Here is a 10,664-nt window from a genome sequence, read left to right as displayed (position 1 = left end):
GGACCGCTGCGCACCCCGGGACCGCTGCGCACCCCGGGACCGCTGCGCACCCCGGGACCGCTGCGCACCCCGGGACCGCTGCGCACCCCGGGACCGCTGCGCACCCCGGGACCGCTGCGCACCCTGGGACCGCTGCGCACCCCACTGCTTCGTCGTCGCCTCGACCTTGCGCGCCGTCGCCGCGCATGCCGTCCCGTCGTTCGCTGGCTCGCCTGCGCTATCCTCCCGCACCGGCTGATCTGCCGCCTGTCTGGCCCAACACGAAGCCTGCGCGGCAACAAGGGATCGGCCGTCCTGATGGGAGGCACTGTGGCAGACCTCAAGATCGCCCGCGTCGAGGCGGGCGTCATCTGGGCCGAGCGACCCCGCGCCGCCGGCAGCAACTCGCACATGCAGCCGCTCGGCGGGCGCGTCCGCGTGCCGGTCGTGCGGGTGACCCTGGACGATGGCTCCTCCGGCTGGGGACTCTCGCGGATCGACGAGGGCACGGCCCGCAAGCTCGTCGGGGCGACGCTGGCCGAGGCTTACAACCCGGCCGCCGGCGTGCCGGTCCAGTACCGGCCGCTGGAGTTCCCGGTCTGGGATCTCGTCGGCAAGCGCCAGGGCAAGCCGGTCTACGCGCTGGCCGCCGGGATCCTGCGGCGGCCCGTCCCCGCCGACGGCAGTACCGTGCGCTGCTACGACACCACGCTCTATATCGACGATGTCGGTATTGAGGACGACGACGAGGGCGCAGCGCTGATGGCCGAAGAGGCGATGCAGGGCTACCGGGCCGGGCATCGCAACTTCAAGATCAAGATCGGGCGCAACAACGTCCACTTCCCGACCGAAGCCGGCCTGCGCCGGGACATCGCCGTTGTCAACGCGATCCGCAAGGCCGTCGGCCCAGGCTGCAACGTCATGGCCGACGCCAACAACGGCTACACCTACAACATCTCGCGCGACTTCCTGCGCGGCACGGCGGATTCGAACGTCTACTGGCTGGAAGAGGCGTTCTACGAGGACGCCATCCTCTACCGACGCCTCAAGGCCTGGATCAAGGCTGAGGGACTGAAGACACTCATCGGCGACGGCGAGGGGCGTGGCATGGCCGACCCGAATCAGCCTGAGCTGCTGGACGGCGTTCCGTATGCCGCGACGGTCGGCTCGCTCGCGCCCCACGATCTGCTGATCGACATGGTCCGCGAGGGCATCGTGGATGTGCTCCAATGGGACATCCTCGCGCCGGGCTTGAGCCGCTGGCTGGAGTTCGCCCCGAACATCGAAGCGTGGGGGCGGATCTGCTCGCCGCACCACTATGGGACGATGCTGGGGAACTACCACCTCGCCCACCTCGGGCTGGCGATGCCGAACTTCGGCTTCGTGGAGTGGGATCACGCCTCCACCTCGGCTATCGACACCTCGGCCTACTCGATCGCCGAGGGCCTCGTCACCACGCCGGCCGCGCCGGGCTTCGGGCTGGGGCTGGACGAGGAAGCGTACGCCAGGGCCGTCGCGGATGGCGGCTTCAGCGTCACCGCCTGACCGGCCACGCCGTCGTCTGCGACAGCCGAGGCTGTCGCAGACGGCCAGCCACGATCGCCGCCAACCCGGCTGCCACCGCATGCCCGCACCGCGCGCAATGATGGTCATCTGCTCATGAACAGACTTAGTATTGTTGAATCTTCTGTATTAGTGTACTCTTGAGCCTGCCGGGCGGGTGCTGGGGAGCGCATCGCCGGGCCGCCTTCGGACCGCCCGGCGCGCCACCCGCTGGCGCGGCGCGCCGGGCGGTGTCGCCGGGGCGAGCGCACGCTCTCGACGTAACGCTCGTGCGAGGATGTGGCAGGTGATCGTAGTATGAGTCCAGGGTCAACGCCCCTTCTGGAGATTCGCAACCTCACCGTACGCTTCCATACGCCTGACGGCGTCGTGCACGCGGTCAACGACGTCAGCTACGCGCTGCAGGATGGCGAGACGCTCGGCGTGGTGGGCGAAAGCGGCAGCGGCAAGAGCGTCCATGCGCTCTCGATTCTCCGGCTGATCGCCATGCCGCCAGGCCGCATCGAGCGCGGGGAAGTCCTGTTTCAGGGCCGCGATCTGCTCAAGCTCAGCGACCGTGACATGCGTGAGATCCGCGGCGGCTCCATTGCGATGGTCTTCCAGGATCCGATGACCTCCCTGAACCCGGTCCTGACCGTCGGGCGGCAGATCAGCGAGGCCATCGAGCTGCACCTCAGATTGCCACGCGCGCAGGCCCGTGCGCGCACCGTCGAGCTGCTCGATCTGGTCGGTATCCCGGACCCGCATCGCCGCCTCGACGACTACCCGCATCAGTTTTCGGGAGGCATGCGCCAGCGGGTGATGATCGCGATGGCGCTCTCCTGCGACCCGAAGCTCCTGATCGCTGATGAGCCGACCACGGCGCTCGATGTCACCATTCAGGCGCAGATCGTCGAGCTGGTCAAGGATCTCAAGCGGCGGCTCGGTATGGCGATCATCTGGATCACCCACGATCTCGGCGTCGTGGCCGGCATCTCGGACACTGTCCAAGTGATGTATGCCGGCCGCATCGTCGAGCGCGGCCCGGTGCGGTCCGTTTTCAAGGACACGCGCAGCGCCTACACCTACGGCCTGCTCCGCTCGCTGCCGCGCTCCGACACCGATCGTGGCGGCCGCCTGACGCCGATCCCCGGCACGCCGCCGGACATGGTCGATCCGGCGCCGGGTGATGCGTTCGCGCCGCGCAACCCCTTCGCCACCGAACGCTGCTTTCAGGAGACGCCGCCGCTGCTGCCCGTCAGGGACGGCGATCCGAGCCACCTCGTCGCCGCCTGGTACGACCTCCCGGCCGCCATCCGCGCCCAGCAGGAGCGAGTTTAGCCATGAACGAGACCCTCTCGACAGGTGCTGCCGCCGAGCCACTGCTGCGTGTCCGCGATCTCGTCAAGCACTTCCCGATCACCCAGGGCATCATCCTGCAGCGACAGGTCGGCGCGGTGAAGGCGGTTGACGGTATCAGCTTCGATGTCTACCCCGGCGAGACGCTCGGCCTCGTCGGCGAGTCCGGCAGCGGCAAGAGCACGACCGGGCGCACCATCCTTCAGCTCTACAAGCCGACCAGCGGCGTGGTCGAATTCGAGGGGCGGGATCTGACCCGTCTCTCGGGCGGCGAGATGCGGCGGATGCGTCGCCAGCTCCAGATGATCTTTCAGGATCCGTATGCGTCGCTGAACCCCCGCATGACCGTCGGCAGCATCATCGGGGAGCCGCTCGACATCCACGGTCTGGCCAGCGGGCGGCAGCGGCGCGATCGCGTCGAAGAGCTGCTGCGGCTGGTCGGCCTGAACCCGTACTTTGCCAACCGGTATCCCCATGAGTTCAGCGGCGGCCAGCGCCAGCGGATCGGTATCGCCCGGGCACTGGCCGTCGAGCCGAAGTTCATCGTGTGCGATGAGCCGATCTCCGCCCTGGACGTCTCGATCCAGGCGCAGGTCGTGACGCTGCTCCAGGAGCTCCAGCAGCAGCTGGGCCTGACCTACCTGTTCATCGCCCACGATCTCAGCATGATCCGCTTCATCTGCACGCGGGTGGCCGTGATGTACAAGGGGAAGGTCGTCGAGCTTGCCGAGACCGACGAGCTGTACACCAATCCGCTGCACCCGTACACCAGAGTCCTGCTCTCGGCCGTGCCGATCCCGGATCCGGACATCGAGGCGACCCGTGAGCGGCTGATCATGGATCCCACGTTCGACTACTCGGAGAAGGATTCGGCGATGGTCGAGGTCCGGCAAGGTCACTGGGTCGCCGCCAGCCGAGCGCCAGCGGCCGTCTGAGCGTCACCTCGCGAGTGTCTGGAGCGCCACAGTCGACCGGTGATCGCTGTGGCGCTTCTCGGCGCTACGGGGCGTCGTCGAAGGCGCGGCGGAACTGCTCTGGCACCTCGCTCACGGCTCCTGGCGTCGGCGCTTCGAGCGACGCGTCGTCGTCGGCGGCATCGGACGAGACTGGCGCCTGCTCGGACGGTGCGTTCACCGTGGCGGGGTTCGTGGCAGGTCTGGCGGCAGGCGGCGTCATCGCGGCCACCAGGCGATCCGACACCTGGAGCGGTTTGCCGATGCGTACGGAGAGCGCCAGCACCGGTCCCACCTCGACCCGAATCTCGGTCTGCCCACGCGGACTGCTGAGCTGGAGCCGCGCCTGAGCAGACTGCCCGGGCGCTTCACTCACTTCGATTCCGTCGACGGTAGCGCCGGCCGCTCCCAGAATGCCGACCATCAGGTCGAACGCGGCGGCGCGAGGGGTGAGTTTGCCGTCCAGCTCGTCGTTCAGATCGACGGCCTCCGGCCGCGAGACGGAGAGCGCGATCATCGGCCGGGTCTCAGCGTCGGCCGGCCCGAGCACCGCGACATCGTTGCCAGTGGGCACATGCTTGCGTACCCAGCGGACGTGCATTTCCACAGCGACACCTCCTCCAGTGGTCAGGACCAGTAGCGCCGCGCCACTGACCTGGTGCAGCATTAGATTATACTAATGACCGATATTAGTCCAGTATCATAGGTGTGATGCCGCCGTCGGCGCCTGGAGCCGACGCCGCAGTTGGATGGAGGAGTGGCATGTTCGAAATGCTCGTCCGAACGGTCGATCACAGCGCGCGCTCCGGACTGCCCATCGCCCTGCTGATGCCCCGTGACCGTCTGGCCTGTGCCCCGGTCGGCGTGCCGCTCAGCTCTGCCGAGGCCTGCTCGTTGAGTCACGAGCTTGACGGCCTGTGCACCCCACGCTCGCGGGCCTACTCGATGCTCATCGAGGCACTGCACGCCGTCGGCGGCTACATCGCTGCCATTGTGGTGGACGCCGGGCCGGACGGCGAGCCGTCGGCGCAGCTGCAGATCGGGCTGCCCCGGAGCATAGCCGTCCACCAGGCCGCCCCTGCCGACGCCCTCGGCCTCGCGATCCGTGCGTCGCTCAGCGTCTTTGTGTCGGAGCGCGTTGTACGGGCGGGGAGCTACCGGCCGCGGCCATCAACCGATGCAGCCTCAGATGCCGCGCACGACCATCTGAGCGACCATGCTGGCGCGTCCGTGCCAGCACCCTTTCGCCACGCCCTCGATGACTGAGCGCGACGTGCGGCGCTCGGCGCTCCACACCTCGCTGATCGCCACCGTGCTGACCCTTCGGCCGCGCTGCGGCCTGTCCGGCGTACCGGCGTCCGAGAAGCCATCCTGGTTGGCCGCCTGTCCTGTGGCAGCGCTGCGGCAGCCGCGCTTGCTCGGGGGCGCACTGGTGCGGGGGCTGGCATCCTACGTGGCGGCCGAGGGCGAGGACGCTGAGCGCTGCCTGCAGCAGGCATGCGTTGATGCCGCCGAATACGGACGGCTCTCCACCGGACTCGGACTCTCGACGGCCGCCGCCGTCGAGGCGTTCTGTCTCTGTCGAGCGCCCATTCTGGAGGCCACGCAGCGCTGGGCAGCCGAGACGATGGGGGGCGGCCACCAGACCGCCGACGTGCTGACTCGGGTCAGCCAGTTCTTTGATGCGACACTCCTGAGTATGGTCGCCGCACTCGAAACTGCCAGCAAGCCGCCAGGGCGCGGCGGCGGTCCACAGCTGCCAACACCATGAAAAGGCCCCCGCTCCCGGTGACCTGGATACCCAGGCGTGGGAAGCAGGGGCCTGTTCGTTCGACCGTGAACTGTGGCTCGTCGCCTACCGCCGCGAGTAGAACGCGATCACCAGGCGCTCGTCGATTGGCAGCTCGACGTCCGCCCGCTCCGGCTGCGAGACGACGTGGCCCGTCGTACCCTCGCGGCGCAGCCACTGCGGCACCAGCCGGCCAGACGCCAGCTCCTCCTCGACGGTCACCATCTTCAGCGCCACCGCCGAGAGGGTCACCGTCATGCCCGGGCGGACCCGGAACGACGGGATGTCGACCCGCCGGCCGTTCACCAGCACGTGCCCGTGCCCGACCAACTGGCGCGCCATCGGGCGGCTCCGCGCGAGGCCCAGGCGGTAGACCACGTTGTCCAGGCGCCGCTCGAGCAGCGTCAGGAGGGTCGTGCCGGCCGGGGTGTGGTGGCTGCTGTGCTCGGCCTCGTCGATGTAGCGGGAGAACTGCCGCTCGAGGACGCCGTAGATCGCCTTGACCTTCTGCTTCTCGAACAGCTGACGGGAGTACTCCGTCTGCCGACGGCGCTGCGGCCCCTGGCGAGCGCCGGGCGAGCCACCCGGCGGGGTGTCGAGCCGGCGCGCAAGCTGCGCCCCGCCCGTCCCGAAAATGTCGAACCCGAATCGCCTGGACTGCTTAAACTTGGGCGCGCGTGACCGAGCCATCCTCTTTCCTCTCCTGCCTCCGCGACGGGCAGCCGAGCAGAGGCTCGAATGCAGGTCGGGGGCACGCCGGAACGGTTCCGGCACGTCGCACATCAGGGGCGCGGTAGATGTTGCCGCTGCACCGTCATCATGCGACGGATCTCTGGGCTGACGGATCTCCCGCCAGCCCGACAAGTGTACACGAAATCGAAGACGCTCCCGGCAAGCGTTCAGGCGTTCGCCAGTGGGCGGACCTCCGCATTCCCGTGCGTGTGGTGAGCGTGCCCCGCGTAGCGGTCCAGTCGGGCCAGCATCACCGCCAGCATCCCGAGCAGCATGGCCGGACCACTCAGATGCTGAAGCCAGGGCCACGGCCCGCCCAACCCGGCCACCAGCAGCAGATCGATGGCGATGACCGGGGCCAGCATCCCGACGGACATCTCCAGGCCGTCCTGCCAGGAGTGGCCGCGCACCCGCATCCAGGCCACCATCGGCACGGTCATGAAGACCATCATGCCCAGCTCCCAGGCTACCAGGAACGCCGCCGAACCGCTCGCTGTCCCACCCTGACCTGGGCGGCCGCCGGCCAGCAGGTGAAACACCACCATCCCGAGCAGCATCGCCAGCGACATCTCGCCGAAGTGCAGGACGAAGCGCCCGCCGGCGAGGAGCCGCGGGCGCAGCCGTGGCGACAGTGCCGAGGCCCGGCTGGCGAGGCGGCGGCGCAGCCACAGCGCCGCCGCCAGGCCCAGCAGCCCGAGCACGAGTGGTCGAACCAGCAGATCGAGTCGCACAGCCGGCCCGTCGAGCACGAGATCGCGCGTCGGGTACTCCAGCGTATTCGCCACGGCAGCAGCCACCCCGGCCCCGTGAGCGCGAGCGATGTCCCGAAGCGTCGCGTCGTACGGGTAGCCGCCAGCAGCGTGGATCATCTCGACGGCCAGCCCGTTCTGCTGTGCCGCCCACGCCTGCACGGCTGCCGCGTCGTCTCCGACCGGCCCGCTGCCCGGCACGAGCAGCCGATCCAGGGCCGGGGCCGTCGAGAGATCGGCACGCGGGACCAGGTCGAGTCCGTGTTGCGAGCGAACGATGGTGCGCTCGGCTGCCAGGGTGCGGATGGCAGCGGCCATCGTGCGTGGGTAGGCGTCGATGACCGACGCGATCTCCAGCTCACGGACACCGTCGTAGAACAGCAACCCGATCTCGGCGCGGTCCACGGTGTAGAAGCTCGGCCAGACACCGGTGTCGTCGCGGAGGCGAATGGTGAGCGCGGTATCGTCGAGGAAGCGGGTATGCGGATAGCCTATCGCCTGGGCCGTGTGCAGGGCCGTCGCCCGCCCAAACATCCGGTCGAGCGTGTGGAGCGTTGCGTCCACGCCGGAGGTCACGCCAGCCGACGAGATGAACTGGCCGTCGTCCACGTAGCGCTGACCGCGCACCCAGTGGACGGCCGGGTACTGTCGCTCGCCCAGGGAGATCGAGAAGTGATGAGTCGTAGACGAGCGGCCGTCAATCGCCCCAGATTCGGCGACGGCCAGCGCGCCGGCGCAGATCGACAGCAGGGTGCTCCCGCTGTCTGCCTTCGCCCGAATCCAGCGGGCAACAGCCGCATCCTCGGCATCGGCCTGTGGGATGTAGGGCACGACGACGAGATCCACCTTGCCGCCGAACGCTGCATCGTACTCCGCGAACGAGTAGTGCGGGACGATGCTGAGATCGCCGGGAAAGAGCGGCGAGAGGATACGCTCGGGGGCGGCCACGTAGACGTTGAACCGGCCGGACGTCACCAGCGTCTCGTATGGCCCCATCAGGTCCGAGCTTTCGGTGGCGACGTTGCCCGCCACCACCACGGCCGTCAGCTTTGAAGGATCGTGGGCTGGGCGCTCGGGCAGCGGCGTGTCGAGCGGCGCGGGTGGGCCGGACCGCATGCTCAACGATGCCCGGGCCGCGTTGGCCCCGCCGATGAGCAGCGGCGGCAGCACGAAGGCCAGCAGCAGCGTCAGCGCCAGGAGTACCCGTGAGACGGCGATGCGAAGTGGCGTGCGCGCACGGTCTTCCGTGGCTGACGGCTGCGAAGACGAGGACTGCATGGCTACTCACCTGAAGCGTCGTGATGGTGCTGTCGGCGGGCTGCGCGTCAGCACACCTCCAGTTTCCACCCGGTCCTGGGCCTACGACATCCGAGCGACGGTGGATCGTTCGGGCGCAGTCTGTGGAGCCGACTCCAACAAATGTCGAAGCGGCGGCCGGCGGCGCTCAACGATCTGCTGATGCGCCGGAAGGGCGCGGCGCAGCACAATCGTCGTCATGGCCTCGGCAACGACCGCACCCTTCTCCACCACCGAGACCGTCCGCTCGTTGCGCGGCTGGGTGGTGCTGGTCGTGGCGCTGCTGACGGCGCTGACGGTCGTCACGGCGTTCGCGGACGACATGCCGGAGAGCCACCGGACGGTGGTCCCGTTCGCGGCGGCCCTGATGGCCGGGGCCTGGGCCATCGAATTGTCGGGCGTGCGCTGGCCGCGCCTTGTGCTGGTGCTGGCGATGACGCTGCCGAACGCTGCCCTGGCGCTGATGCACCACAGCAACGCGAACTTTCTGTTTCTGCTGCTCGTCGTGGCGTGGGTCGGCGTGGTGGGCACCCGCACGGAGGGCGTTGCAGCGCTCGTACTCGGCCTCGGCACAGTCCTGACCGCCGCCGTGGCCGACTCGCTCGACCGGCGGATGCTCTGGTCCGAGTGGTCATCGTGGGCGGCCGGTTTGCTGATCCTCTGGCTGATGGCGCGACTCCTGGTCCGGCAGGAGCAGCTCGTCGCCGAGAATGCCTGCCTCAACGAGCGCGCGCGTCAGGCCGCCGTGCTGGAGGAGCGCCAGCGGCTCTCGCGCGAGCTGCACGATTCGGTGACACAGGCCCTGTACGGCATCTCGCTGTACGCCGAGGCCGGGACGCGCGCCCTGGCAGACGGAGTCGCCGAGCGGGCCGCGCAGAACCTCCGCGAGATCGGCGAGACGACCCAGGAGGCGTTGGGCGAGATGCGGCTGCTCCTGTTCGAGCTGCGACCGCCGCTGCTGGAGGAGCGCGGGCTGCTGGGGGCGCTCGGGTCGCGGCTCGGGGCCGTCGAGGCGCGGGCCGGGCTCACCACCGACATCCGAGGCGACGACGCCGTGCGCCTGCCGCCCGAGATCGAGCAGGAGCTGTACCGGCTGGCGCAGGAGGCGCTGAACAACGTGCTGAAGCATGCCCACGCCCGCCACGTCAGCGTGCGCCTGGACGTCACGCCCGGTCGGGCGATGCTCGAAGTCGCGGATGACGGGGTCGGGTTCGATCCATCCATGCTGGGCGGCCACGGGCAGGGCGGCCACGGCTTCGGGGTGCCGGGCATGCGCGAGCGCGCCGCCCGACTCGGCGGCACGCTCCAGATCGCGAGCGCGCCCGGCGCTGGCACGCGGGTTCGGGTGGAGGCGCCACGATGACCGCCGAGACGAGCCGACCGATCCGCGTGCTGCTGGTGGACGATCACGCCGTGGTCAGGAAGGGACTGCGCGCCCTCTTCGAGCAGGAGGCGGGCATCGAGGTGGCCGGCGAGGCGGCGAACGGCGAGGAGGCCGTGCGGATGGTCGAGCGGCTCCGGCCCGACGTGGTGCTGCTCGACCTCGAAATGCCCGTGATGGGCGGCGTGGAGGCCGCCCAGCGGATCAGCGCGCTCCTGCCCGAGGCGAAGATCGTGGTGCTGACCAGCCATGCCGCCGAGGAGGATGTCTTTCCGGCCCTCAAGGCGGGCGCGACGGGCTACCTCCTCAAGCACTCCGCGCCGGACGACGTGCTCCGGGCGATCCAGCAGGCTCATCGTGGGGAGACCGCGCTCCACCCGACGATCGCCCGTCTCTTGCTCCAGGAGCTGCATCGCCCCGCGCCCTCTGCCCAGACGCCGACCACCGAGCCGCTCTCATCACGTGAGCTGGAGGTGCTGCGCCTGCTGGCCCGTGGCATGAGCAATCAGGAGATCGCCGATGGGCTGGTCGTCGGCGAGGCGACGGTACGCAGCCATGTCAGCGCGATCCTCCGCAAGCTGCAGCTCGCGAGCCGAACGCAGGCGGCGCTCTACGCCCTGCGCGAGGGACTGGCGTCGCTGGAGGACGCCGACCTGCCGCCGTGACAGGCGCCTGAACACACGCGCGACGAATGACCTCGACGGCGCGCAGCGGTCGGGGGGTGAGGTCAGGGCGATTGCATGTTGATGTCGTCGTGCCGCCGCGTCGGGGACTGAAGTCCCCGCCTACGATCCTGCAGTCGCTGCGCGACGCTCCAGTCGCACCAGTGCCGGCCGTTCCCGACGGCCGTCGCGCAGCGACTGAATGCGTGTAGGCGGGGACTT

10 protein-coding genes are annotated in these 10,664 nt (G+C 69.3%); 7 read left to right on the top strand and 3 right to left on the bottom strand.

Features of this window, described 5'->3' with window-relative positions:
• Window positions 1–309: 309 nt before the first annotated feature.
• From IT306_28940 to IT306_28930, 3 genes are all read left to right on the top strand, one after another.
• A complete protein-coding gene (locus tag IT306_28940; GenBank protein MCC7372474.1) occupies window positions 310–1,524 on the top strand; it encodes a mandelate racemase in 1,215 nt (404 codons plus the stop codon).
• A 315-nt stretch (window positions 1,525–1,839) separates the two neighbouring features.
• Window positions 1,840–2,862 (top strand): ABC transporter ATP-binding protein, encoded by a 1,023-nt coding sequence (locus IT306_28935; GenBank protein ID MCC7372473.1) that lies wholly within the window; start codon window positions 1,840–1,842, stop codon window positions 2,860–2,862.
• Window positions 2,863–2,864: 2 nt separating this feature from the next.
• On the top strand, window positions 2,865–3,815 hold the full coding sequence (locus IT306_28930; protein MCC7372472.1) for an ABC transporter ATP-binding protein: 951 nt from the start codon (window positions 2,865–2,867) through the stop codon (window positions 3,813–3,815).
• Between the two features lie 64 nt (window positions 3,816–3,879).
• Here the strand turns inward: IT306_28930 and IT306_28925 are convergent, their stop codons facing one another.
• The gene (locus IT306_28925; GenBank protein ID MCC7372471.1) at window positions 3,880–4,440 is read right to left on the bottom strand and encodes a bifunctional nuclease family protein; all 561 of its coding nucleotides are present in this window, start codon (window positions 4,438–4,440) and stop codon (window positions 3,880–3,882) included.
• A gap of 155 nt (window positions 4,441–4,595) precedes the next feature.
• Between IT306_28925 and IT306_28920 the strand changes: the two genes are divergently transcribed.
• Together IT306_28920 and IT306_28915 are read left to right on the top strand one after the other, a co-directional pair.
• Window positions 4,596–5,099 (top strand): bifunctional nuclease family protein, encoded by a 504-nt coding sequence (locus IT306_28920; protein ID MCC7372470.1) that lies wholly within the window; start codon window positions 4,596–4,598, stop codon window positions 5,097–5,099.
• The gene (locus tag IT306_28915) at window positions 5,092–5,604 is read left to right on the top strand and encodes a hypothetical protein (protein MCC7372469.1); all 513 of its coding nucleotides are present in this window, start codon (window positions 5,092–5,094) and stop codon (window positions 5,602–5,604) included. The genes IT306_28920 and IT306_28915 overlap by 8 nt, the downstream gene beginning before the upstream one ends.
• An 84-nt stretch (window positions 5,605–5,688) precedes the next feature.
• On the opposite strand, the gene rpsD is transcribed toward IT306_28915, so the two are convergent.
• Together rpsD and IT306_28905 are read right to left on the bottom strand one after the other, a co-directional pair.
• A complete protein-coding gene (gene rpsD, locus IT306_28910) occupies window positions 5,689–6,312 on the bottom strand; it encodes a 30S ribosomal protein S4 (protein MCC7372468.1) in 624 nt (207 codons plus the stop codon).
• Between the two features lie 209 nt (window positions 6,313–6,521).
• Window positions 6,522–8,381: a DJ-1/PfpI family protein gene (locus IT306_28905; GenBank protein ID MCC7372467.1), complete on the bottom strand. Its 1,860-nt coding sequence runs from the start codon at window positions 8,379–8,381 to the stop codon at window positions 6,522–6,524.
• 217 nt (window positions 8,382–8,598) lie between these two features.
• Between IT306_28905 and IT306_28900 the strand changes: the two genes are divergently transcribed.
• Window positions 8,599–9,762, top strand: a complete 1,164-nt coding sequence (locus tag IT306_28900; protein ID MCC7372466.1) for a sensor histidine kinase — start codon at window positions 8,599–8,601, stop codon at window positions 9,760–9,762.
• Window positions 9,759–10,445, top strand: coding sequence for a response regulator transcription factor (locus tag IT306_28895; protein ID MCC7372465.1), 687 nt, complete (start codon window positions 9,759–9,761; stop codon window positions 10,443–10,445). Before IT306_28900 ends, IT306_28895 begins: the two co-directional genes overlap by 4 nt.
• Window positions 10,446–10,664: the final 219 nt, after the last annotated feature.

The sequence above is a fragment of the Chloroflexota bacterium genome (assembly GCA_020850535.1).
Taxonomy (GTDB): Bacteria; Chloroflexota; UBA6077; order UBA6077; family JACCZL01; genus JADZEM01.
The sequence above is the reverse complement of the archived record's forward strand: the minus strand, read 5'-3'. Positions and strand labels throughout refer to the sequence as shown.

Bases quoted from the DNA above. Each gene is read 5' to 3' on its own strand.
- IT306_28935 (MCC7372473.1), top strand. From the start codon at position 1,840: ATGAGTCCAGGGTCAACGCCCCTTCTGGAGATTCGCAACCTCACCGTA.
- IT306_28930 (MCC7372472.1), top strand. From the start codon at position 2,865: ATGAACGAGACCCTCTCGACAGGTGCTGCCGCCGAGCCACTGCTGCGT.
- IT306_28920 (MCC7372470.1), top strand. From the start codon at position 4,596: ATGTTCGAAATGCTCGTCCGAACGGTCGATCACAGCGCGCGCTCCGGA.
- IT306_28915 (MCC7372469.1), top strand. From the start codon at position 5,092: ATGACTGAGCGCGACGTGCGGCGCTCGGCGCTCCACACCTCGCTGATC.
- rpsD (MCC7372468.1), bottom strand. From the start codon at position 6,312: ATGGCTCGGTCACGCGCGCCCAAGTTTAAGCAGTCCAGGCGATTCGGG.
- IT306_28905 (MCC7372467.1), bottom strand. From the start codon at position 8,381: ATGCAGTCCTCGTCTTCGCAGCCGTCAGCCACGGAAGACCGTGCGCGC.
- IT306_28900 (MCC7372466.1), top strand. From the start codon at position 8,599: ATGGCCTCGGCAACGACCGCACCCTTCTCCACCACCGAGACCGTCCGC.
- IT306_28895 (MCC7372465.1), top strand. From the start codon at position 9,759: ATGACCGCCGAGACGAGCCGACCGATCCGCGTGCTGCTGGTGGACGAT.